The sequence below is a fragment of the Pseudomonas sp. TUM22785 genome, from assembly GCF_028198105.1.
Classification (GTDB): Bacteria; Pseudomonadota; Gammaproteobacteria; order Pseudomonadales; family Pseudomonadaceae; genus Metapseudomonas; species Metapseudomonas solani.
Genome location: NZ_CP116239.1, coordinates 123,979 through 145,532 on the forward strand (window position 1 = coordinate 123,979; position 21,554 = coordinate 145,532).

The window sequence follows — 21,554 nt, forward strand, 5'->3', positions numbered from 1 at the left end:
GCGACCCGTACCCCCAAGGAGAAACGCCATGACCAATACCACTGCGCAACTCAACGAGCTGATCGAGATCACCCGTGACGGCGAGCGCTTCTACCAGCACGCCATCGACGAAGTGAAGGACCCGGCCCTGCAGGGCCTGTTCCGCGACATGGCCCAGGCCAAGACCCAGGTCATCCAGGCCCTGGCGGTCCGGGTCGCGGCCAACCACGAAGACCCGTCCACCGGCGGCACCTTCGTCGGCAAGTTGCGCCAGGTCTATGCGGACACCCGCGCCACGCTCTCCAGCGACGAGAAGGCCACCTATGTGAGCCAGCTGGAGGAAGCCGAGGACCGCATCCTCCACGCCTTCGAAGACGCCCTGGAAAGCGCCGAGCCCGAGGTGCGCGGCCTGCTCGCCCAGGAAATGCCCCGGGTCAAGGCCTGCCATGACCGCATGCGCAGCCTGAAGCTGGCGATGAAGTGAGCCCGGATCGGACAGGGATGTCCGGCCATGCAAAACGCACGACGCAGCGCTGGCGATCATGCAAGTTGCCAGCAGATCCAGTGATCAATCAATTCGTAAGTTATTGAATTTAAATGGATTTAACTGATTAGAAAAACTGGCATGCGCTCTGCAACCAATACATCAGGAAAAGCAAATCGCCAGCCGGCGATGACCGCAAGGACAGGCAGGGGCGCTTCGGTTCCCTTGATCGATCAACAGCCCAGGAGGTGTTACAGGATGAACCGTCGTCATGCGCGTCTCGCCCTTGCGGGCAAGGTACTGCTGGCCTCCCTCGCCGTGGTGTTGATCCTCCTGGCCGAACACCAGCTGCGCCAGAGCCTGCGCAGCCACGAGCAGCAGCCCCCGCTGCCGGCCCGCCTGGATATCGCGCCCACCCCGGCCGCTTTCCATGCCAACGGCATGCTCCACGACGGTTCGCTGCAGAGCGTTGCCCAGCAGCGCTGGAACGATCAACCGCAGCAACCCCGCTGGGTGTTCTGAGTACATAAAGGAGATACGAAGATGTGGACCATCGCCCTGTTCCTGACCGCCCTCCTGATCCTCCCCGTATTGATGCTCGGCAGTGCCCTGGCGGTTGGCCAGGCGCTGCAGGACAGCAACGACTTCAGCGATATCGATTTCATCAATCCACCGGCGGACGAGGCCCTCGCCTCGCAGCCGGCTCAGCACGACCCGGCCTGGTCGCCGGCGCACTGAGAACCCGACAAACCGAAGCAGGAGAAACCATCATGCTCAGCTGGGCACTTACCTTCCTCGTCATCGCCATCGTCGCTGCCGTTCTGGGCTTCGGTGGTATCGCCGGCACCGCAGCAGGTATCGCGAAGATTCTCTTCGTGCTTTTCCTGGTCCTGTTCGTGGTGTCCTTCATCTTCGGTCGCCGCAGGGGCTAGGGAGGCAGCATGCGCATCCTGCGTGATCTCTGCGCCGCCGCCGCGTTCGGCTTCGCCAGCACCCTGGTGCTGGCGGCCGATACCGACGCGCAGCACAGGCTCAACGAACTGCTGGGCACTGACCCGCAGTACCGCGAGACCTGGCAGGCGCTGGTCAAGGACGAAAGCCGTCTGCCCGAATGGGTAATGAACCTGAGCGGGACGGCACCGCCGATGAAGGCGGTTGACCAGGACGGCGATAAATACCTGGTTGGCGAGTTGTGCGAACCGCATGCCTGCGCCAGCCAACGACTGCTCGTCGCCTTCAGCTGGGACAAGGACGACGCCTACGCCCTGCTGGTGCAAGTGCCGGAAGGCCTGCCCCAGGACAAATCACCGAGCCGCCACGCCAGCAAGCGCTGGCTGGGCGAACCGGATGACGAGGTGAAGGCGATTCTCGAGGACCAGCTGAAAAGCGATCCGAACTGGTACTGAAGCCATTCAGACCACAGGCCCCGCAGGCGGGGCCATGACCATGGGGCCGGGTTGTTCCGCGTCGGCAGAGCGGCATGACCTAGGGGTAAAGGGGTTACCTCCGCGAACGCGGGCCGGGTCAGGCGAAGCCGCCACCGGGAAGCTGTGATCCAGCTTCTCGGTGGTAGCGTTAAAAGCAGCTGGAAGAGAAAAGCAGCTGGAAGCTGGAAGACAAAAGCCGGGAGCTGGAGTCTTCTTCAAGCTTCAAGCAGTGACTCAATAGCCCCAGCTCGGGCGGACCTTGTCGCTGACCAGCAGGCCGTTCACATAGAGGCTGAGCGCGTGGATGGCGCCATCCACTGTCTGGGTGCCGTTCGCTTTCGACGGGTCCAGCAGATAGACCTGCTGATTCCCCGGTGCCCAACCGCCGTTGCCGGTGTGCAGCGTCCCGGCGCACCCTGCGAGCAGGGTGAGCCCGGCGAAGAGGGCCAGCGTCCTGCCGGCCTTGGTTATCTTCTTTCCCGTCATTGGAGTCGTGTCGCCAACTTGGCTACGTGTGCGCCCTGGAATCTGGCGAGCGCGAGTTCCTTGTCGGTCGGCGTGCGTGAGCCGTCGGCGCCGGCGAGGGTGGCGGCGCCGTAGGGCGAGCCGCCGCGCACGTCGCTGATGTCGGTCAGCTCGGGTGCCGCGTAGGGCAGGCCGACGATGAGCATGCCGTGGTGGGCCAGGGTGTTCCAGAACGAGGTGATGGTGGTTTCCGAGCCGCCGCCGGTGCCGGTGGAGGTGAACACGCTGCCGAACTTGCCCACCAGGGCGCCTTTCACCCAGAGGCCGCCGGTTTGGTCGAGGAAGGTGCGCATCTGCCCGGCCATGTTGCCGAAGCGGGTCGGGGTGCCGAAGAGGATGGCGTCGTAGTCCGCCAGCTCCTGGGGGCTGGCCACTGCGGCGGGTTGGTCGAGCTTGGCGCCGGCGTTGCGGGCGATGTCCTCGGGGATGGTCTCGGCGACGCGCTTGAGGGTCACCTCCACGCCCGGCACGCTGCGCGCGCCCTCGGCCACCGCTTCGGCCAGGCGTTCGATATGGCCGTACATGGAGTAATAGAGCACCAGGACCTTCTTCATCGTCATCTCCCAGGACAGAGGTCGTCATCGACCGACCCGGTTCAGCCTAGATGGCTTTCATGACATTGCCGGGGTGGCTTCCTGGCGCGCGCCGTGCCGCCGCCGCTATCATCCGCCCATCGTTTTCGGGGGGATCGTTCATGCTCAACGGCCTTTGGCTCGGCTTCTTCGTGGTGGCCGCGACCGCGGCGCTGGTGCGCTGGCTCGGCGGTGACCCGGGTGTCTGGGCCGCCATGGTGGAAAGCCTGTTCGCCATGGCCAAGCTTTCGGTCGAGGTGATGATCCTGCTGTTCGGCACCCTGACCCTGTGGATGGGGCTGCTGCGCATCGCCGAAAAGGCCGGGTTGGTGGAGGTGCTGGCGCGCCTGCTGGGCCCGCTGTTCGCCCGGCTGATGCCCGAGGTGCCTCGGGGCCATCCCGCGCTGGGGCTGATCACCCTCAACTTCGCCGCCAACGGCCTGGGCCTGGACAACGCCGCCACCCCCATCGGGCTCAGGGCCATGCGCGCGCTGCAGGAACTCAACCCCAGCAGCACCACGGCGAGCAATGCGCAGATCCTCTTCCTGGTGCTCAACGCCTCGTCCCTGACCCTGTTGCCGGTGTCCATCTTCATGTACCGCGCGCAACAGGGGGCCGCCGACCCGACCCTGGTGTTCCTGCCCATCCTCCTGGCCACCAGCGCTTCCACCCTGGTGGGCCTGCTGACGGTGGCCTTCATGCAACGCCTGAAACTGTGGGACCCGGTGGTGCTCGCCTACCTGGTACCCGGCGCCCTGCTGCTGGGCGGCTTCATGGCGCTGCTGGCCGGCCTCTCCGCCACGGCGCTGGCGGCCCTGTCGTCGCTGCTGGGCAACCTGGTGCTGTTCGGCCTGATCATGCTGTTCCTGCTGGTGGGCGCGTTGAAGAAGGTGCCGGTGTACGAAACCTTCGTTGACGGCGCCAAGGACGGATTCGATGTTGCCAAGAGTCTGCTGCCCTACCTGGTGGCCATGCTCTGCGCCGTGGGCGTGCTGCGTGCCTCCGGCGCCCTGGACTTCGGCCTCGATGGCATCCGCGCGCTGGTGGAATGGTCCGGCCTCGACACCCGCTTCGTCGACGCCTTGCCCACCGCCCTGGTCAAGCCATTCTCCGGCAGCGCCGCCCGCGCCATGCTCATCGAAACCATGCAGACCCAGGGCGTGGACAGCTTCCCCGCCCTGGTGGCCGCCACTATGCAGGGCAGCACCGAAACCACCTTCTACGTGCTGGCGGTGTACTTCGGTGCCGTGGGCATCCAGCGCGCCCGCCACGCGGTGGGCTGCGCCCTGCTGGCCGACCTCGCCGGCGTCATCGCCTCGATCCTGGTGTGCTACTGGTTCTTCGGCTGACCCCGGCCCCGGGCTGAAGCCCGGGCTACCGCCGGCGCTGAACCGGTGGGAGCGAATTCATTCGCGATCGGGGGTGGCGGGTTGTACCCGCCCTACGGCCCGCGTCCAACCCTGTAGGGGCGAATATTGGCTCTGTCTGCGTTAAGTGTTGCTAGAAGATTTGAGCCCAGCTGATTGCCGAGCTCTGATGATGTTTCTGGTTTCGCCCCCCCGGGCGAGTCCCTTTTAACAATCGTCGGGATGCCGAACCACAAAAAAGGAACCAAAAGGGCTTGCCCCATCATCCGGCCCCGGCTTCGCCGGGGTTCCCTCACTCCATCGTTGCTCTGGGGGCCGGCGCGATGGGCCATCCATGGCCTGGCGCGCCTCTCGCGGCATCCATGCCGCTCGTCCCCCGGCGCAGCGACTGCGTTCGGCCTCCTGGAGGGGCGTTGGCGGCTGCTCCAACTTTCTTCGTCCAGCGCATCACCACAGGTGCGCACAGGCTTTCGTAGGATGGTGTAGAGCGAAGCGAAACCCATGCGGTGGAGGTGGCACAAACCCTCAAGCGCCCGGAAAGTACGGTGCTTGAGCGCCTGCATTAAAACCACAACAGCTAACGCCGACAGAGCCAATTCATTCGCCCGGCACCGCCCGGGCTCAGAACCCGTTGGCCTTGGCGAAATCCAGCTTCGGGTCGCGTACGTTGGTGACGTTCACCGCCGCGCCGGACCAGCCGCCCTCCATCTCCTCGGTCATGTGATAGCGCAGCAGGTTGTACTGGATGGCGGTGCCGCCCAGCTGCTGGTGGCCGATTCGCGAGATCACCGTTTCCAGCAGGCTGGAGATCAGGTACTGCAGCGGCGTATCGGAGGTCTTCAGGGCCAGGCCATAGTCGAAGCGCGCGTTTTCGTTGGCCCGGAAGTTCGCATAGAACGCCTGCTTGCCGAGGTCGGTGTTCATCGCCTGGTTGAACGACTGGCGGCAGGCCTCGAGGTCTTCCGCTCCCGCATGGGGCAGCTGCAGGAAGTTGCTGAGGTTCTTCAGGCTCACGCAGCCCTGGGTGGCGATCACCTCCGGCATCAGCGTGATATCCAGCTCACCGGCGCTGTTGGGCACGTTGTGCCAGCGGTTCAGGCTTCCGCGCAGGTCCTCCAGGCTGTTCTCGGTATAGCCGCGGTAGCCGTAGACGTAGGTCGGCGGCAGTACCAGGCCCATGAGCGAGTTGTACTGGGGGATGGAGAGCTCCGTGTGCGGCTTGCCGAAAACGCGGGTGCTGTAGTCGTCCAGCGAGGCCTTGAGCAACGACGGCCGCAGGTTGCGCACCGACCTGCCGTTTTCCAGGGCTTCGACCAGGGACTTGTCGTTGAGCTGCGACTTGACCTCCACCGTGGCGACCACGCCTTCGATCAGGTACACGTCCGCCGAGCCGAAGGTGCGCAGGGTGGGGAAGTCGTTGCGATAGATGATCAGGTCGATCTGCTTGGAGATGCCGCCTTCGTTGTCGACGATCTGCCCCGAGCCGATGCTGATGTTGCTCGGCAGGAAGCGCTTGAGGACATCGCGGATGAAACTCTCGCGTGCATCGCCGAGTACGGTCGGGTGATTGGCGATGCTGCTGCTGACGCTGAAGCTGGTTTCCAGCACCCGGGCGATGGACTTCGCCCAGTTGTTGATGATGGCCATGGTTCTTCCTTGAGGGGGTTGAGCGTCCGCAATCTACAGGCACTGAGCCCGTGGGAGAGTTCATTCGCGACGCTCTTGCATCGGCGCGTCGAGGTACCTGTAGGGGCGACTTCAGTCGCCAAGCGGTGCGTAGCACCGCCAAAGGCTTCGCGAGCAGAGCTCGCTCCTACGGTCATGGCTCCGCTGCGCCAAGGTCAATGCGGCTTGGGCGACAGCGGGTCGTCGGTGACCTCGAAGCGCAGGGTGCCGATCATCTGCCCGGCTTCGGTGACCACGCGCACCTGCCAACGGCCCACCGGGTTGGCGGGGAAGTTCTGCTTGTGGGTCCAGGCGCGGTAGCCCTTGTCGCGGCCGCCGTGGATGTCCAGGGCGATGCGGTCCACTTCCTTCCCCTCGAAACGCCACAGGTGGTAGATGCGCTCGTTCAGCCCGCGCGGCGCGTTGATCGCGGTGTAGGCGTAGAGGCCATCGCTGCGCAGCTCGGCGGCGGTGACGGTTTCCACGCCCTTGCCCGGGGTGCGCTGGTGGTCGTCCAGTTCCGGGGTCACCGCCACTTCAGTCAGCCACAGGGTGGCCGGCGGCACCATCACCCGGGTCAGCCAGCCGGTGGCGCCCAGGGCCAGGGTCAGGCCGACCAGGGCCAGGCCCCGCCACCAGCGTTGCACGCGGATGGTGCTGTAGAGGCTGAGGAAGGACAGCAGCACGGCGATGCCGAGGGACCACTCGAAGCTTTGCGCGGTGGTCAGGTGGAGGATGATCGGCAGTGCCGTGAGCAGCACCGCGAACAGGGTCAGGGTGTGGTAGGCGAGGAACAGCCAGCGGTGCGGCGCGAGGAAGCGGTTGTACAGCGGGTCGACGATGGAGATCACCGCCGCCACCGCCAGCAGCCCGGTGAACAGCGACTGGCCGCTGTTCCAGCTGGTGGTGATGAGGAAGAAGGGCAGCACGAAGAACAGGCTTTCCTGGTGGATCAGCTGGGTCAGGAAGCGCGTCAGCGGCGGTGGCAGCTCGATCTTGAACAGGCGCTCGATGCTGCTGCGGAACAGGTTCTCCAGCAGCAGCCAGACCCAGCTCACCAGCATGACGATGGCGATCACCTTGGCCAGGCGCGCGCCGCGATCCACCAGCAGGAAGCTGCCGACGCCCGAGCAGAAGCCGTAGAGCGCGATGAGCCGCGGGTGGCGCTGGATCAGCGCGATCAGGGCGAGCAGGCGGTTTTTCCAGATCGACATGGGCACGTCGGCGAAAGCTGCGGGGGCCGCAGGATACTGCCCGCCCGCCGGCCTGAGAAGGCGCCAGGCGCCGCAGCCGACGGCCAGTGTCTCAGGCGGGCGCGGCGCGCGTGCCCGGGCGCCGGCCGCGCCACAGCAGGACGGCGAGCAGGGCCAGGCCCAGCAGGGCCGGCAGCAGCCAGGCCAACTGGTCGTAGCCCAGCAGGGGCTGCTCGATGCGGATGTAGCCCGGTTCGTGGAACAGCTCACGGGCAATGGCGTTGACCTGCTGCAGGGTCACCGCACGCAGGGCGTCGGCCTCGTTGCCGAAGCGGCCCTCCTGGTAGTCACCCAGGGAGTTCCAGTAGTAGTCGGCCAGCGCCGAGTTGCCCTGTGCCGCCCAGGCCTGACGGCTGATGGCGAGGTTCTTCAGGCGCTCGAAGCTGTCGCGGTCCAGCCCCTGGTCGCGCAGGCGCGTGGTGAGTGTGCGCAGCACCTGCAGCGCCGGTTCCACGTCGCTGCGCTCCAGGTCGGCGTTGAGGCTGAGGAAGGTTTCGCCGCCGAAGGCGCGGCGCTCGGTCCAGGGCCCGTAGGAGAGGCCGTTCTGGATGCGCAGCTGCTGGTAGAGCTCCCAGTCCAGGTAGTCCTTGAGCAGCTCCCAGGCGGCGTAGTCGGCGCCGTCTACCTCCGGCTCGCGGTAGATCCAGTGCAGCGTGGCGCTCTGGCCCACCAGGCCGCGGCGCAGGGTGCGGCGCTCGGTGGCGTTGTCGTTGCTTTCCGGCAGGGCCGGGTGCTCGCGTACTTCCACCGGCGCCAGGGCGCCGAAGCGCCGCTCGATGAAGGCCGGCAGCAGGCGGTCGAGGTCGCCGACCACGATCAGGCTCATGTTGTTGGGGGCGTACCAGTCGCGACGCAAGGCCTCCAGGGCCTCGCGCTGCAGGTGCTCCACCTGGGGGCGCTCGGCGCAGGCCAGGCCCAGTTCGACGGCAAGCTGGTCGTGGGCTTCGCGGCCGAGGTCCTGGCGGTCCAGCAGGCGTTCCAGGTGCGAGTAGTGGCCGCCGCCCTCGCGCTGCACCACCTGCTTGGCGGTGGCGATGCGGGCGTCGGTCAGTTGGGTGTCGTCGAGCACCTGCAGCAGCAGGTCGAGTACCTTGCGCTGGTTCTGCGCCGGCGCCTCGATGACGAAGGCGGTGTCGCTGGCGCTGGTGAAGGCGTTCCATTCGCCGCCCAGGGCCTGCATGCGCGCTTCCAGGTCCGCCTCGCCGGCGCCGCCCAGGCCGCTGAAGAACAGGTGTTCCAGCAGGTGCGGCAGCTCCTTGTCCGGGCAGGCGAAGTCGTCGAAACCGACACCCACCACCAGGCGGATGGCGACATGGCCGCGCTCGGGGGTGGGCTTGAGGATCACCTGCAAGCCGTTCTGCAGGTCGTAGCCCTCGACCCGGTCGCGGTCGAACGCCTGTGCCGAGGCACCGAGCAAAAGCAGCAGGCAGAGCAGGTAGCGCATGGCGAGGGTCTGGCTGGGAGGAAGCGCCGAGCATAGCGGATCGCCCCCGCCCTTGCGCAATCACCCCAGGCCGCGGCGGCTGCTCCAGAACTGCAGGGCCAGCTGGCGCAGGTCGGCGGCCAGGCCGGCCACCTCGCCAGCGCTGCGCTGGCTGCACAGGCCGCTGTTGGCGTTGTCGTCGGCGGCGCGGCGGATGGTGGCCAGGCTGCGCTGGATCTCCTCGCTGGCGGCGCTCTGCTGCTCCACCGCGCTGGCGATCTGCAGGCTCATGCCGTTGATGGCGCCGACCTGCTGGTTGATCCGCTCCAGGGACTCGGCCGCGCGCTGGGCCTGGGCCAGGCTGCTCTCGGCCTGGGCGCAGCTGCGCTGCATGGCCGCGACGGCCTGCTCGGCGCCGCTCTGCAGGCTGTTGATCATCTGGTTGATCTGCGCGGTGGACTGCTGGGTGCGCCCGGCCAGGGCGCGTACCTCGTCGGCGACCACGGCGAAGCCACGCCCGGCGTCACCGGCGCGCGCGGCCTCGATGGCGGCGTTCAGGGCCAGCAGGTTGGTCTGCTCGGCGACGCCCTGGATCACGTCCAGCACCTGGCCGATCGCGCTGCTGTGGTCCTGCAGCTCGCGCACCACGCGGGTGGCGTTGCGCACGTCCTCGTCCAGCTCGGCGATGCGGGCGCGGGTGGCGCTCACCTCGTGCTGGCCGATGCGCGCGGCGTCGTCGGTCTGGTCGGCGGCGCAGGCGCTCTGCTGGGCGCTGCGCGCCACTTCCTGGACGCTGCCGGCCATCTGCCCGACGGCGGTGGCCACCTGGTCGGTCTCCTGCTGCTGGCGGTGGCTGCCGGCACTGCCGTGGGCGACGGCGGTGGCCAGCTCCTCGGCGTGCTCGGCGAGCTGGCGCGAGGATTCGGCGATGCGCCCGACCAGCGCGCCGGTTTCCATCTCCAGCATCTGCAGGCAGAAGCCGAGCTGGCCGAATTCGTCGCTGCGCTGGCCGTATACCGCCTGGCTCAGCGGGTTGTCGGCGATGGCCCGGGCGTGGCGCAGCAGTGCACGCAGGGGGCGCAGCTGGCGGTGCAGGAACAGGCCCGCGCAGCCCAGGGCGACGACCCAGGACGCGGGCCCGGCAAAGGCACCCCAAGGGGCCAGCGCCTGGTACAGGAACAGGCCCAGCGCACTGCCCAGAGCGGGCCCGGCGAGCAGGCGCAGGTGCAGCGGCAACTGCGGCGCGCGCAGGCGGAGGGGCGTACGGCCGGCCTGCAGTTGCGCGTAGAGCTGTTCGGCGCGGTGGATCTGTTCGGCGTTGGGGCTGGTGCGCACGGATTGGTATTCCAGCACCTGGCCGTCGTGCACCACCGGGGTGACGAAGGCGCTGACCCAGTAGTGGTCGCCGTTCTTGCAGCGGTTCTTCACCAGGCCCATCCAGCTGCGCCCGGCCTTGAGCGTCTGCCACAGGTGGGCGAAGGCAGCGGCGGGCATGTCCGGGTGGCGCACCAGGTTGTGGCTGTGGCCGATCAGCTCCGGGCGGCTGAAGCCGCTGACGTCGACGAAGTCCTGGTTGACGTGGGTGATCACGCCCTTGAGGTCGGTGGTGGAGAGGATGTTGGCGTCGGCGGCGAAGGCGATGGCGCGGCCGCTGACCGGCAGGTTGCGTTTCATGAGGTCGCTCTCGTGGTGGCTTCGGGCAGCAGGCACCAGTGCCCGTCGAAACATTCTTCGCCGTTGAACAGGCGTTCCAGGGCCTGGGGCGGGCGCGGCCGGCTGAACCAGTAGCCCTGGGCGTAGTGGCAATCCTCGGTGGCGAGGAAGTCCAGGTGTGCGGGGTGCTCGACGCCTTCGGCGATCACTTCCAGGCCGAGGCTGGCGCCCAGGCCGATGATGGCGCGGGAGATGGCGCGCAGCTCGGGGTCTTCGGGGGCGCCGTCGATGAAGCTGCGGTCGACCTTGAGGATGTGCAGCGGGAAGCGCTTGAGGTAGCCCAGGGACGAGTAGCCGGTGCCGAAGTCGTCCAGCGCCAGGCGCACGCCCTGGCAGGCCAGCTCGCGCAGGCAGGCGAGGGTGTCGGCGCCGTCCTGCATGAGCAGGCTTTCGGTGATCTCCAGCACCAGGCTGGACGGTGCCAGGCCGGATTCCTGGAGTATCGCCTTAAGCCGCCCGGCGAAGCCCGGCTGGTGCAGCTGGCGGCTGGAGAGGTTGACCGAGCAGCGCAGGTGCTGCTGGCCGTCCAGCTGCCAGGCGCGGGTCTGGCGGCAGGCCTCGCGCAGCACCCAGTCGCCGACGGCGATGATCTCGCCGGATTCCTCCAGCGCCGGGATGAATTGCGCCGGCTGCACCAGGCGGTCGCCCTGGCGCCAGCGCAGCAGGGCTTCGACGCCTACCAGCAGCGGCGGGCCCTGGTCGATGCGGCAGATGGGCTGGTAATGCAGCTCGAACTCGTCGCGTGCCAGGGCCTGGGCCAGGGCGCTTTCCAGGTCGAGGCGGTTCTTCGCCGCGGCCTGCAGCTCGCTGCTGTAGCGGGCGATCTGCGCCTTGCCGGCTTCCTTGGCGCGGTACAGGGCGAGGTCGGCAGCCTGCAGGGCGTCGATGGTCTGGCCCTCGGCCTGGAGGCCGGTGATGCCGATGCTGGCGCTGACCACCAGGGTGCGCTCGTCGAGGTGCAGGGGCTGGTGCAGGCTGTCGAGCATGCGCTGGGCGACCACTTCGGCATCGCCCAGGCAGGCGAGGTCGTCCAGCAGCACGACGAACTCGTCGCCGCCGAAGCGTGCCAGGTGGTCGCCTGGGCGCAGGCAACGCTCCAGGCGGTGGGCCACTTCCACCAGCACGCGGTCGCCGACGGCGTGGCCGAGGCTGTCGTTGATCAGTTTGAAGCGGTCGAGGTCGATGAACAGCAGCGCCGCCTGGCGCGCGCCGGGTTTGAGCTGGCGCTGCAGGGCGTGCTGCAGCAGTTCGTCGAGGCGCAGGCGGTTGGCCAGGCCGGTGAGCGGGTCGTGGCGCGCGGCATGGTTGAGCTGGTGCTCGGTGGCCTTGCGCTGGCTGATGTCGGTCTGCGAGCCGGCCATGCGCTGGCCCTCGGCGACGCCGCGCACCAGCACCCAGAGGTAGCTGCCGTCCTGCTGGCGCATGCGGTACTCGTGGCTGAGCCAGGGGCTGTCGCCCCGCAGGTGGGTGTCGATGGCCTGGCGTAGGGCCGGCAGGTCGTCGGGGTGGACGCGGGCGAACCAGCCGGCGCTGCTCTCGCCGAAGGCATCGCGTGAGCGGCCGAGCATGCTCGCCCAGCGCTCGGAGATGTACAGCCGGTCGTGCTCCAGGTCCCAGTCCCAGAGGCCGTCGTTGGCACCGCGCAGGGCCCGGGCGAAGCGCGCCTCGCTGTCCTCCAGGGCTTGGTGCTGGGCGGCACTGTAGGTGTCGATGGCCAGGGCGATGTCGAAGAACACCACTTTCATGAGGCTGCCCAGGGTGCGGGTGGTTTCGCTGTCGCCGAGCAGGCCGGTGAGCATCTGGTCGAGGTACAGGCGGTAGGCGCCCAGGTACCACTTCAGCTCGACGCCCACGCGCTGGTGCACCAGGCCGACCTTGAGCCGGTGCAGGACGTAGTCGCGGTCATAGGGGCCCTTCCACAGGCGCTGGTAGTAGTCCAGCTGGCTGGCCTTCAGGCGCGCCAGGGTCGCCGGGTCGCGGAGGATGCTGGCGGTCGGCTCGAAGTGGTCGAGGTGCGCGTAGAGGCGCTCGACGAACACCTCATGCAGGGCCTCGACCGCCTCAGCCTGGCGGTTCAGGCGCGCGGCGTCGAGCGCCTGCCAGTCCAGGTAGCGGCAGCGCTGGTCGATTTCGCGACGGCCGAGGCCGATCCTGCCGAGCATCCCTTTGAGTTGTGTTTCCAGCCCCATCCCTCGTCCCCCGTGAAAACCTGCAGGCAATAAAAAAGGCGCCACGGGTGGCAGTTCTGGGTGAACTGCCACGCGTGGCGCCTTGTCTTGCAGGCCCTTGCGTCCTGCCCGGCAAAGCCGGTTCCCGCCCTTGGCGGAACCTTGCAGCGCGAGGTTGTACACCAGTCAGGCCGGGCCCGACAACTCTTCCAGCGCCTGTTCCAGGCGCCGGCGCAAGCGTCCGAGTTCACGGGACTTGAAGGCGTGGCGGGTGCGGTCGAGCACCGTCACCGTCTCGTCGAGGAGCATGCGCAATCGGGTCGTCTCGCTGAGGGGGGCGTCCTTGAGCCATCGGCACAGGGGGGCCCGTTGGCATTGGCCGGTCTCGGTGAGCACTTCGCAGACGACGCCCATGGCGGGCAGCATCTCGCGCAGCAGGCAGGCGAGCGCAGGATCGGTGATGGCGGCGATCGGCGGATCGGAGCTGTCCATGGTCGGGGGCTATGGCTGATGGCAATTGGCTATGAACTCTAGCCATCGCCCGGTTGGCGGGCATTGACCGGCGTCAGTCTGTCGCGAATCGCCACGCCGCCTGGCGGGCTCGGCCACTGCCGGTGCGCCGTGGCTGCCGCTAAAGTGGCGGCCATAACAAGAACCACGGGCGCCTTGCCATGAACTACGACGCGAACCAGCAGCTCATCCTCGGGCTGGTGCTGGCGGTAATGATCTTCGGTGTTTCCCTGGAACTGCGCATCGGCCAGTTCCTCGCCGTGCTGCGCCAGCCGCAGCCGGTGCTCGCCGGCATGCTCGGGCAGTGCCTGATCCTGCCCTGGGCCACCCTGGCGGTGACCCTGCTGGTGGACCTGCATCCCGGGCTGGAGCTGGGCCTGCTGCTGGTGGCCTGCTGCCCGGGGGGCAACCTGTCCAACGTGATGACTCACCTGGCGCGCGGCAACACCGCGCTGTCGATGAGCATGACGGCGCTCTCCAGCCTGCTGGCGCTGGTGCTGCTGCCGCTCAACTTCGCCCTCACCAGCGGCCTCAACCCGGAAGCCTCCGCCTACCTGGCCGGGCGCCTCAGCGCCTTGCAGATGGACCGCGGCAGCATTCTCGTCAGCGTAGTCCTGCTGCTGGGCCTGCCGCTGCTGGCGGGCATGCTGGTGGGCAACCTGTGGCCGCGCCTGGCCGAGCGGGTGATGCCCTGGTTCAAGCGCTTCTCGCTGCTGGCCTTCGTGGTCTTCGTCGGCGGCGCGGTGGCCAGTAACTGGCGCCTGTTCGTCGACAACCTCGGCCTGGTGTTCTTCATCGTGGTGCTGCACAACGCCAGCGCCATCGTCCTCGGCTGGGGCATGGCGAAGCTCGCCCGCCAGCGCGGCGCTAACCTGCGGGCCATGGTCATCGAGATCAGCATGCACAACTCCGGCCTCGCCCTGGGGCTGATCTTCGCCCAGTTCGGCGGTGAGCCGAACATGGCCCTGGTGGCGGCCTTCTGGGGCACCTGGCACCTGGTCAGCGGCCTGCTGCTGGTGGCCTTCTGGCGCAACCGGCCATTGCCCGTCGCCGAGGAGGGCGTGCCATGCGCGTCCTGATCACCGGCGCCGCCGGCTACATCGGCCATCAGTTGCTGGAGGCGCTGGCCGCCCGCCACCCCGACTGGCGCCTGGTGGCTGCGGACATCCGCCCGCTGCCGGCGTCCGCCCGCGCGGCGAACGTCGAGGAGGTGCAGCTGGACATCGCCCAGCCCGAGGCGGTGGACGCTTGCATCGCCCATTGGCAGCCCCAGGCCATCGTCCACCTGGCCTCGGTGGTGACGCCGCCGCCGGGCATGAGCGAGGCGACCCTGCACGCCATCGACGTCGAAGGCACCCGCGCGGTGGTCACGGCCGCCGCCGCCCACGGCGTCGGGCAACTGGTGGTGACCAGCTCCGGCGCCGCCTACGGCTACTACCCGGAAAACGCCGAATGGATCGACGAAGCCGACCCACTGCGCGGCCATGACGCCTTCGCCTATGCCCGCCACAAGCGCGAGGTGGAAGAGCTGCTAGCCGAGGCACGCGAACGCCACCCGCAGCTGCGCCAGCTGGTGCTGCGCCCGGGCACCATCCTCGGCCGGCGGGTGGACAACCAGATCACCGCGCTCTTCGACAAACCTTCGGTGATGGGCGTGCGCGGCCATGACAGCCGCTTCGTGTTCATCTGGGACCAGGACGTGGTGGCGATCATCCTCCAGGGCCTGGAGCGCGGTGCCGAAGGCATCTACAACCTGGCCGGCGACGGTGCGCTGAGCATGGCCGAGATCGCCGCCATCCTCGGCAAGCCCTACCGGCCACTGCCGGCGACGCTGATCCTCGCCACCCTGGCGCTGCTCAAGCCCCTCGGCCTGACCCGCTACGGCCCCGAGCAACTGGACTTCCTGCGCTACCGCCCGGTGCTCGACAACCGCCGCCTGAAGGAGGAGTTCGGCTACCAGCCGCAGTACTCCAGCCGCGAAGCCTTCCTGGCGTTCCTCGATGCGCGGGGCGTGTTGCCGCGTACCTGACTCCGGCGGCGCGCAGCGCTCCCTAGGTCCTGGCCGAATCAGCCACCAGCTGCTGGCGATATTCCCCCGGCGTCTTGCCGGTCCACTGGCGGAAGGCGCGGAAGAACACGCTGGGTTCGGAATAGCCCAGCAGCACGGCGATCTCGGCGATGGGCAGGCTGCCCTCCTGCAGGTGGCGCTCGGCCAGTTGCAGGCGGGTGTCGCTGAGCAGTTGCTGGTAGCTGCTGCCCTCCTCGGCCAGGCGCCGTTGCAGGGTGCGCTCGCTGAGGCCGAGGCCGGAGGCGAGGGCGCCGCGGTCCGGCTCGCCATGGGCCAGCTGGGCGCTCAGCAGGGCCACCACGCGGGCCCGCAGGCCTTCGCTGGGCAGCCGCGCGAGCAGGGCTTCGGCGTGCTGGCGCAGCAGCGCCTGGAGGGGCGGGTTGGCCTGGCGCAGGGCGGCGCCGCGCAGTTTCAGCGGCAGCACCAGGGCGTAGTCGGTGGCGTCGAACTCCAGCGGGCAGGCGAAGCAGTCTTCATAGGCGGCCAGGCTTTCCGGCTGCGAATGGATGAAGCAGGCGCGCAGCAGGCGGAAGTCATCCAGCAGCGGTTGCATCAGGCGCATCCAGAAGGCCATCAGCGCCAGCACCCGCGCGCGGGTGGCGGGCAGCTGCGGGTGCAGCGGGCGGTAGAGGGTCCAGAGTTCGTCGCCACGGTTTTCCACCGCCAGGGTGCCGCCCTCGCCCACCAGGCGCTGGTAGCGCAGTTCGGCCTCCAGGGCGTCCCCCAGGGTCGGGCTGCTCTGCAGCAGGTAGCCGAGCACGCTGAATTGGCCGGGCGCCAGGGCCTGGCCCAGCACCAGGCCGGGCTCGGGATGGGCGAGGCGCGATTCGATGGCGCTCCACAGCGCCTCCTGGGCGGGAAAGGGGATGCGCGCGTCGGGGTCGCGCAGCTGGGCGTCGTCCAGGCCGCTGGCGGCCAGCAGCTCGGCGCGTGGCAGGCCAAGGCTTTCGGCGGCGTGGAGGATGGCCTGGGTCAGGCTGGCGCTGACCGAGGCCTGGTCGGGTGCTGCGGCGGTTGGGCTCATGGGGGGGATTCTGCCCAAGCCGCCGTGACTCAGGAAGAGCCCTGTTCAGCGATGGGAGCCGACATCCGGCTGATAGTCCACATCGTCCTCCACCAGCGGCTCGACGCCACCGTCCTCCAGGGCCACCGGCGGCGCGTCGGGGTTGTCCAGCACCGCATAGGAGATGGCGCAGAACAGCGAGTTGAGGCGCTTCATGTCGCTGATCAGGCCCAGGTGCAGGGCGCTGGTCTCGATGCTCTGCACCACCTGGTGGTGCAGGCGCTCGACGTGGGCGTGGGACAGGCGCCGCTCGAGGATGCGGAAGCGCTGCTTGGCACGACGCAGGCGCTTGGCGTTCTCCAGGTCACCGTTGAGGAACACCGACAGGCTCAGGCGCAGGTTGTTCACCAGTTGCTGGTGCAGCTCGGCGATGTCCGCCAGGCCGGCTTCGGAGAAGGAGCGCTGCTGCGAGGTCTTCTTGTGCTGCACGTCGCCGACCATGCGCTCGATCAGGTCGCCGGCCTGCTCCAGGTTGATGGTCAGCTCGATGATCTCGGCCCAGCGGCGGCTGTCGCGCTCGCTCAGGTCTTCCCGGGGCATGCGCGCCAGGTACAGCTTGATGGCGGTGTAGAGGGCGTCGATGTCGTCGTCCAGGCGGTGGATCTCCTTGCCCAGCAGGGCGTCGCCGCCGCGCATCAGCGTGAGCAGGTGGTGCAGCATCTGCTCGACGATATCGCCCAGGCGCAGGGTCTCGCGCACGGCGTTGGCCAGGGCCAGGCTGGGCGTGTCCAGGGCGCTCTTGTCCAGGTGGCGGGGTTTGGCCACGTCCGTGGCCTGCTCGCGGTCCGGCAGCAGCCAGTCGCAGAAGCGCGCCATGTAGGGCGTCAGCGGCAGCATCAGCAGGCAGCGCGCGCTGTTGTAGAGAACGTGGAAGGCGATCACCAGCTCGGCGGTGGAGAAGCTCCAGCTGTCCAGCCACTCCGCCGCCGGCCCCACCACCGGCAGCACCAGCAGGCAGCCCACCAGCTTGAACAGCAGGCTGCCGAGGGCCACCCGGCGGCCGGCAGCGTTCTGCGAGGTGGCGCTGATCATGGCGAGGATGCCGCTGCCGACGTTGGCGCCGATCACCAGGCACAGGGCGACCTTGAGCGGGATGACCTTGGCCGCGGCCAGGGTCGCGCTGAGCAGCACGGCGGCCAGGCTGGAGTAGGTGACCATGGCGAACAGCGCGCCGGTCAGGGCGTCCAGCATCACGTCGCCCGTGAGTGAGGAGAACAGCACCTTCACGCCCTTGGCGGTGGTGATGGGCTCGGCGGCGGCGACGATCAGCTGCAACGCGAGGATGATCAGCCCCAGGCCGATGGCCACGCGGCCGAGCTGGCCGATGCGGGTCTGCTTGCGCGAGAGGAAGAACACCACCCCGAAGAAGATCAGCAGCGGCGACAGCCACGACAGGTCGAAGGTCAGCACCCGCGCCATCAGTGCCGTACCGACGTCGGCGCCGAGCATGATCGCCAGGCCCGAGGACAGCCCCATCAGCCCCTGGGCGACGAAGGAGGTGACCAGCAGGGCGGTGGCGTTGCTGCTCTGCACCAGGGCGGTGACGCCGATGCCGGCGGCGAAGGCCAGGGGCGCGCGCTTCATGCTGTGGCTGAGCCAGCGGCGCAGGTCGCTGCCGAAGACCCGGAGGATGCCGGTGCGAACGATATTGGTGCCCCACACGAGCAAGGCCACGGCGGAGAGCAGGTTGAGCAGTGTCAGCATCGGTTCCCTCCTTAAGGTAACGACATGAGCCGCTCCTGGAGGTGGGGCGGCTATCTGGGGGTGGGGTTGTAACATGTTCGTCATATTCTGACTTGCCAGCCCGCGTCCCGTTCACCCGTGCCCGTCACCTTTTCTACCTGCAAGTTAAGTCGTAAAACCGCAGCCTTGCCTTGCCCATCGCAGGCGACAGGCCCTGTCGCCCGCTGCCTGTAGCCTCGTCGAACTGATAACCTGTACCGACCCGGCGGACGCGACCTTTCGATGCTTAACCTCTACCACGCCAATGACCTGGAAAGCCTCGGCGAGCTGGCCTGCAGCCTGCTCGTGCAGCCCCAGCGCGACCCGCTGGCGCCGTCCCGCGTGGTGGTGCCGAGCCAGGGCATGGGGCGCTGGCTGACGCTGCAACTGGCCCGGCGCCAGGGCATCGCCATGCAGCTCGATATCCAGCTGCCGGCGCGCTTCATCTGGGACCTCACCCGCCAGGCCCTCGGCGAACTGCCACCGCAATCGGCGTTTAACCCGGTGACCCTGACCTGGCGCCTCTACGACTGGCTGTGCGAGCCGGACAATCTCGAACGTACCCCGCGTCTCGCCCAGTACCTGGAGGGCGGCGACGAGCGCCGGCGCCTGACCCTGGCGGCGCGCATCGCCGACGTGCTCGACCAGTACCTGCTGTACCGCGACGACTGGTTGGCCGCCTGGGAGCGCGGCGAGCTGCTCGGCCTGGGCAACGACGAACAGTGGCAGGCGCTGCTCTGGCGCGAACTGACCGCCGACGGCCACCCGCACCGCGCGCGCCTGCTCGGCGACCTGCTGGCGCGGCTGCACGACGACGCGCCCATCGAGGGGCTGCCGGAGCGCCTCATCGTTTTCGGCATCAGCAGCCTGCCGCCGCACCACATGCGCGTGCTCGAAGGGTTGGCGCGGCATTGCGAAGTCATCCTCTTCGCCCTCAACCCCTGCCGTGAGGCCTGGGGCGATATCCGCGACATCCGCGAGCTGGCCGCCCTGCCGGAGCCCGGCATCGACGACTGGTACCTCGACGTCGGCCACCCGCTGCTGGCCAGCCTGGGCAAGCAGGGGCGCGACTTCTTCGACGCCCTGTTCACCCTCGGCGGCCAGGAAGTCGGCATCTATGCCGAGAACGAAGACCTGGCCGACGGCAGCCTGCTGCAGGCCATCCAGAACGACATCCTGCGGTTGCGCACCCGCCACGCCGACGAGCGCCTGGCCCTGCGCGAGGACGACCGCTCCCTGGAAGTGCACGTCTGCCACTCGCCCCTGCGCGAAGTGGAGGTGCTGCACGACCAGCTGCTGGCGCGCTTCGCCGCCAACCCCGGGCTGACCCCCGACCAGGTGGTGGTGCTGACCCCCGACATCGAGCGCTACGCCCCCTACATCGAAGCGGTGTTCGCCCCCCGCGAGGGCGTGCCGCGCATCCCCTTCAGCCTCGCCGACCGCAGCCTGCGCGCCGAGCTGCCGCTGGTGGAAGCCTTCCTCGCCCTGCTCGACCTGGCCCAGAGCCGCTTCGCCGCCGAGGAACTGCTCGGCTGGCTGGAGCAGCCGGCCCTGGCCGTGCGCGCCGGCATCGAGGCCGAGGACCTGCCGCTGGTGCGCGACTGGCTGCGTGAGGCCGGCGTGCGCTGGGGCCGTGATGGCCGCCACCGCGCCCGCCTGGGCCTGCCGGAAGAGGACGCCTTCAGCTGGCGCCAGGGCCTGGAGCGCCTGGTGCTGGGTTTCGCCGCGCCGCCGCGACTGGCCGGCGATGCTCCGCCCCTGCTCGGCGACAGCTGGCCGCTGGATGCGCTGGAAGGCGCCCGTGCCCAGCTGCTCGGGCGCCTGGCCGGTTTCATCCAGCGCCTCGGCCATCTCGCCGACGACCTGGCCCGCCCGCGCCCGCTGGCGGACTGGGCCGAGACCCTGCAGGGCCTGATCGACCAGCTGTTCGACGAACGCGAAGCCGGCGACACCCTGCTGTTGCTGTCCCAGGCCTGCGGCGACCTGCGCAAGCAGGCCGAGGCGGCGGGCATCGAACGGCCCATCGACATGAGCCTGGTGCGCCAGCAACTGGTGGCCGCGCTGGACGCCGGCAGCGGCGCCTCGGGCTTCCTCACCGGCGCGGTGACCTTCTGCACCATGGTGCCCATGCGTAGCCTGCCGTTCCGCCTGGTGTGCCTGCTGGGCCTGGACGATGGCGCCTTCCCCCGGCGCACCCCGGCCGCCGGCTTCGACCTGATCACCCGCAAGCCGCGCCGGGGTGACCGCGCGCGGCGCCTCGACGACCGCTACCTGTTGCTGGAAACCCTGCAATCGGCGCGCGATGGCCTCTACCTCAGCTACGTGGGCCGCGACCCGCGCGACAACGCGCACCTGCCGCCCTCGGTGCTGATCAGCGAACTGCTGGAAACCATCGACCTCACCGCCACCGCCGGCGAGACCAAGGCCAGCCAGCGGGTGCTCATCAGCCACCCGCTGCAGCCCTTCGCCTCCGGCAACTTCGCCGGCGGAAGCCATGCCGGCTTCTCCGCCCCCTGGTTCCGCGCGGCCCAGCGCCTGGCGGAGGTGCCCCGGGAGCCGGATGCACCCTTCGCCCTGCCCTTGCCGGAACCGGACGCCGACTGGCTGACCCTGGAGCCGGCGCAACTGATCCAGTGCTTCCGCCACCCGGCGCGCTTCCTCCTCGAACAGCGCCTGGGCCTGCGCCTGGCCGAAGCCGAGGAGGCCCTGGCCAGCGACGAGCCCTTCGCCCTGGAAGGCCCTGCCTGGCGCGGCCTGCGCCAGCTGGCCCTGGACGCGGTGGAGCGCGGCTGGTCGGAGCTGGACGAACGCCGCATCGCCCGCGCCGCCGGCTGGCTGCCCACCGGCGAGCTGGGCCATGCGCTCTGGGGCCAGCTGCGCGGCCCGGTGCGTGCCTTCGCCCCGCGCCTGTTCGAGGCGCGCCCGGACAGCGCGCCGCAGCCGCTGCTGGTGGACGTCAGCCTGGCCGGCGTGCGTATCCACGGCTGGCTGGATGGCGTCACCGAGGACGGCCTGTTCGGCTGGCGCCTCAACCGCCTCGGCGAATGGGAGCTGGCGCCCTTCTGGCTGCGCCACATGCTGCTCAACCTTTCGGCCACCCCCGGCATCGCCCGTGAAAGCCGCCTGCTCTCGCCCGCCGGTGACTGGCAGGCCGGCCCCCTGGCCAATGCCGCCGCCCTCCTCGAACCTTGGCTGCATGCCTACCGCGAAGCCCTGTGCGAACCCCTGCCGCTGCTGACCAAGGCCAGCCACGGCTTCGCCTCCGGCTGGCGCAAGCCCGGGCGCAAGGAGCCCCTCGACGCCGCCCGCAGCAAGGCGCGCATCGCCTGGGACGGCATCGACTTCGGTCCCGTGGGCGAATCCCGCGACCCCTGGTACGCCCTCGCCTTCCGCGACCGTGATCCGCTGGACGAACGCTTCGAACGCCTCGCCGAAACCCTCCTCGGCCCGGCGCTGGATGCCCTGGCGAACGACGAGGAGGACGACGCATGAGCCGTGTTGATAGCGATGCGTTTGTGCATATCCCTATGCAGGTCAGACGCGACATGTATAGGAATCGGCCCTTTTCTATACGTATGTGTATTGATATGCCGGAAAATCGCGACTTCCTATGCA

The 21,554-nt window shown here is 68.7% G+C and carries 19 protein-coding genes; 9 read left to right on the forward strand and 10 right to left on the reverse strand.

What is annotated here, in order from left to right; genetic code table 11:
• Positions 1 to 28 precede the first annotated feature (28 nt).
• From PI990_RS00595 to PI990_RS00615, 5 genes are all read left to right on the forward strand, one after another.
• On the forward strand, positions 29 to 463 hold the full coding sequence (locus PI990_RS00595; RefSeq protein ID WP_021218839.1) for a ferritin-like domain-containing protein: 435 nt from the start codon (positions 29 to 31) through the stop codon (positions 461 to 463).
• A 258-nt stretch (positions 464 to 721) separates the two neighbouring features.
• On the forward strand, positions 722 to 985 hold the full coding sequence (locus PI990_RS00600; RefSeq protein WP_184488227.1) for a hypothetical protein: 264 nt from the start codon (positions 722 to 724) through the stop codon (positions 983 to 985).
• Between the two features lie 21 nt (positions 986 to 1,006).
• Positions 1,007 to 1,201 (forward strand): hypothetical protein, encoded by a 195-nt coding sequence (locus PI990_RS00605; protein ID WP_021218841.1) that lies wholly within the window; start codon positions 1,007 to 1,009, stop codon positions 1,199 to 1,201.
• A 32-nt stretch (positions 1,202 to 1,233) separates the two neighbouring features.
• Complete coding sequence (locus PI990_RS00610) at positions 1,234 to 1,395, forward strand: DUF1328 domain-containing protein (RefSeq protein WP_021218842.1); 162 nt, start codon at positions 1,234 to 1,236, stop codon at positions 1,393 to 1,395.
• 9 nt (positions 1,396 to 1,404) lie between these two features.
• Positions 1,405 to 1,869, forward strand: coding sequence for an inhibitor of vertebrate lysozyme family protein (locus PI990_RS00615; RefSeq protein WP_184488228.1), 465 nt, complete (start codon positions 1,405 to 1,407; stop codon positions 1,867 to 1,869).
• A gap of 255 nt (positions 1,870 to 2,124) precedes the next feature.
• On the opposite strand, the gene PI990_RS00620 is transcribed toward PI990_RS00615, so the two are convergent.
• Together PI990_RS00620 and wrbA are read right to left on the reverse strand one after the other, a co-directional pair.
• Entirely contained in the window at positions 2,125 to 2,376 is a 252-nt protein-coding gene (locus PI990_RS00620) for a hypothetical protein (RefSeq protein ID WP_271659560.1), read from the reverse strand.
• Positions 2,373 to 2,969 carry an NAD(P)H:quinone oxidoreductase gene (wrbA, locus tag PI990_RS00625; protein WP_271659561.1) on the reverse strand — a complete coding sequence of 199 codons (597 nt, stop codon included), beginning with the start codon at positions 2,967 to 2,969 and terminating at the stop codon, positions 2,373 to 2,375. Before wrbA ends, PI990_RS00620 begins: the two co-directional genes overlap by 4 nt.
• 140 nt (positions 2,970 to 3,109) lie before the next feature.
• Between wrbA and PI990_RS00630 the strand changes: the two genes are divergently transcribed.
• Positions 3,110 to 4,336, forward strand: a complete 1,227-nt coding sequence (locus PI990_RS00630) for a nucleoside recognition domain-containing protein (protein WP_043243834.1) — start codon at positions 3,110 to 3,112, stop codon at positions 4,334 to 4,336.
• 639 nt (positions 4,337 to 4,975) lie between these two features.
• On the opposite strand, the gene PI990_RS00635 is transcribed toward PI990_RS00630, so the two are convergent.
• The 6 genes from PI990_RS00635 to PI990_RS00660 form a co-directional block, all read right to left on the reverse strand.
• Positions 4,976 to 6,001, reverse strand: coding sequence for a DUF6602 domain-containing protein (locus tag PI990_RS00635; protein WP_271659562.1), 1,026 nt, complete (start codon positions 5,999 to 6,001; stop codon positions 4,976 to 4,978).
• 194 nt (positions 6,002 to 6,195) lie between these two features.
• Positions 6,196 to 7,233: a DUF5924 family protein gene (locus tag PI990_RS00640; protein ID WP_271659563.1), complete on the reverse strand. Its 1,038-nt coding sequence runs from the start codon at positions 7,231 to 7,233 to the stop codon at positions 6,196 to 6,198.
• A 91-nt stretch (positions 7,234 to 7,324) separates the two neighbouring features.
• Positions 7,325 to 8,716, reverse strand: a complete 1,392-nt coding sequence (locus PI990_RS00645; RefSeq protein ID WP_271659564.1) for a M16 family metallopeptidase — start codon at positions 8,714 to 8,716, stop codon at positions 7,325 to 7,327.
• Positions 8,717 to 8,776: 60 nt separating this feature from the next.
• A complete protein-coding gene (locus tag PI990_RS00650; protein ID WP_271659565.1) occupies positions 8,777 to 10,369 on the reverse strand; it encodes a methyl-accepting chemotaxis protein in 1,593 nt (530 codons plus the stop codon).
• The gene (locus tag PI990_RS00655; RefSeq protein WP_271659566.1) at positions 10,366 to 12,597 is read right to left on the reverse strand and encodes a putative bifunctional diguanylate cyclase/phosphodiesterase; all 2,232 of its coding nucleotides are present in this window, start codon (positions 12,595 to 12,597) and stop codon (positions 10,366 to 10,368) included. The genes PI990_RS00650 and PI990_RS00655 overlap by 4 nt, the downstream gene beginning before the upstream one ends.
• A gap of 165 nt (positions 12,598 to 12,762) precedes the next feature.
• On the reverse strand, positions 12,763 to 13,068 hold the full coding sequence (locus PI990_RS00660) for a hypothetical protein (protein WP_263400295.1): 306 nt from the start codon (positions 13,066 to 13,068) through the stop codon (positions 12,763 to 12,765).
• Positions 13,069 to 13,247: 179 nt separating this feature from the next.
• On the opposite strand from PI990_RS00660, the gene PI990_RS00665 reads away from it, so the two are divergent.
• The gene (locus PI990_RS00665) at positions 13,248 to 14,165 is read left to right on the forward strand and encodes a bile acid:sodium symporter family protein (RefSeq protein WP_271659567.1); all 918 of its coding nucleotides are present in this window, start codon (positions 13,248 to 13,250) and stop codon (positions 14,163 to 14,165) included.
• Entirely contained in the window at positions 14,153 to 15,115 is a 963-nt protein-coding gene (locus PI990_RS00670; protein ID WP_043243829.1) for an NAD-dependent epimerase/dehydratase family protein, read from the forward strand. The genes PI990_RS00665 and PI990_RS00670 overlap by 13 nt, the downstream gene beginning before the upstream one ends.
• A gap of 22 nt (positions 15,116 to 15,137) precedes the next feature.
• Here the strand turns inward: PI990_RS00670 and PI990_RS00675 are convergent, their stop codons facing one another.
• Positions 15,138 to 16,178, reverse strand: a complete 1,041-nt coding sequence (locus PI990_RS00675; protein WP_271659568.1) for an AraC family transcriptional regulator — start codon at positions 16,176 to 16,178, stop codon at positions 15,138 to 15,140.
• Between the two features lie 45 nt (positions 16,179 to 16,223).
• Positions 16,224 to 17,921 carry a Na/Pi cotransporter family protein gene (locus tag PI990_RS00680; RefSeq protein WP_043243827.1) on the reverse strand — a complete coding sequence of 566 codons (1,698 nt, stop codon included), beginning with the start codon at positions 17,919 to 17,921 and terminating at the stop codon, positions 16,224 to 16,226.
• Positions 17,922 to 18,182: 261 nt separating this feature from the next.
• Here PI990_RS00680 and recC point away from each other — a divergent pair, with 261 nt between their 5' ends.
• Positions 18,183 to 21,431 (forward strand): exodeoxyribonuclease V subunit gamma, encoded by a 3,249-nt coding sequence (gene recC, locus PI990_RS00685; protein ID WP_271659569.1) that lies wholly within the window; start codon positions 18,183 to 18,185, stop codon positions 21,429 to 21,431.
• Positions 21,432 to 21,554 lie beyond the last annotated feature (123 nt).

Excerpts from the sequence above, each read along its gene's own strand:
- PI990_RS00595 (WP_021218839.1), top strand. The coding sequence starts at position 29 with ATGACCAATACCACTGCGCAACTCAACGAGCTGATCGAGATCACCCGT.
- PI990_RS00655 (WP_271659566.1), bottom strand. The coding sequence starts at position 12,597 with ATGGGGCTGGAAACACAACTCAAAGGGATGCTCGGCAGGATCGGCCTC.
- PI990_RS00610 (WP_021218842.1), top strand. The coding sequence starts at position 1,234 with ATGCTCAGCTGGGCACTTACCTTCCTCGTCATCGCCATCGTCGCTGCC.
- PI990_RS00675 (WP_271659568.1), bottom strand. The coding sequence starts at position 16,178 with ATGAGCCCAACCGCCGCAGCACCCGACCAGGCCTCGGTCAGCGCCAGC.
- PI990_RS00605 (WP_021218841.1), top strand. The coding sequence starts at position 1,007 with ATGTGGACCATCGCCCTGTTCCTGACCGCCCTCCTGATCCTCCCCGTA.
- PI990_RS00650 (WP_271659565.1), bottom strand. The coding sequence starts at position 10,369 with ATGAAACGCAACCTGCCGGTCAGCGGCCGCGCCATCGCCTTCGCCGCC.
- PI990_RS00620 (WP_271659560.1), bottom strand. The coding sequence starts at position 2,376 with ATGACGGGAAAGAAGATAACCAAGGCCGGCAGGACGCTGGCCCTCTTC.
- PI990_RS00615 (WP_184488228.1), top strand. The coding sequence starts at position 1,405 with ATGCGCATCCTGCGTGATCTCTGCGCCGCCGCCGCGTTCGGCTTCGCC.
- PI990_RS00660 (WP_263400295.1), bottom strand. The coding sequence starts at position 13,068 with ATGGACAGCTCCGATCCGCCGATCGCCGCCATCACCGATCCTGCGCTC.
- PI990_RS00670 (WP_043243829.1), top strand. The coding sequence starts at position 14,153 with ATGCGCGTCCTGATCACCGGCGCCGCCGGCTACATCGGCCATCAGTTG.
- PI990_RS00645 (WP_271659564.1), bottom strand. The coding sequence starts at position 8,716 with ATGCGCTACCTGCTCTGCCTGCTGCTTTTGCTCGGTGCCTCGGCACAG.
- PI990_RS00600 (WP_184488227.1), top strand. The coding sequence starts at position 722 with ATGAACCGTCGTCATGCGCGTCTCGCCCTTGCGGGCAAGGTACTGCTG.
- wrbA (WP_271659561.1), bottom strand. The coding sequence starts at position 2,969 with ATGAAGAAGGTCCTGGTGCTCTATTACTCCATGTACGGCCATATCGAA.
- recC (WP_271659569.1), top strand. The coding sequence starts at position 18,183 with ATGCTTAACCTCTACCACGCCAATGACCTGGAAAGCCTCGGCGAGCTG.
- PI990_RS00680 (WP_043243827.1), bottom strand. The coding sequence starts at position 17,921 with ATGCTGACACTGCTCAACCTGCTCTCCGCCGTGGCCTTGCTCGTGTGG.
- PI990_RS00665 (WP_271659567.1), top strand. The coding sequence starts at position 13,248 with ATGAACTACGACGCGAACCAGCAGCTCATCCTCGGGCTGGTGCTGGCG.
- PI990_RS00640 (WP_271659563.1), bottom strand. The coding sequence starts at position 7,233 with ATGTCGATCTGGAAAAACCGCCTGCTCGCCCTGATCGCGCTGATCCAG.
- PI990_RS00635 (WP_271659562.1), bottom strand. The coding sequence starts at position 6,001 with ATGGCCATCATCAACAACTGGGCGAAGTCCATCGCCCGGGTGCTGGAA.
- PI990_RS00630 (WP_043243834.1), top strand. The coding sequence starts at position 3,110 with ATGCTCAACGGCCTTTGGCTCGGCTTCTTCGTGGTGGCCGCGACCGCG.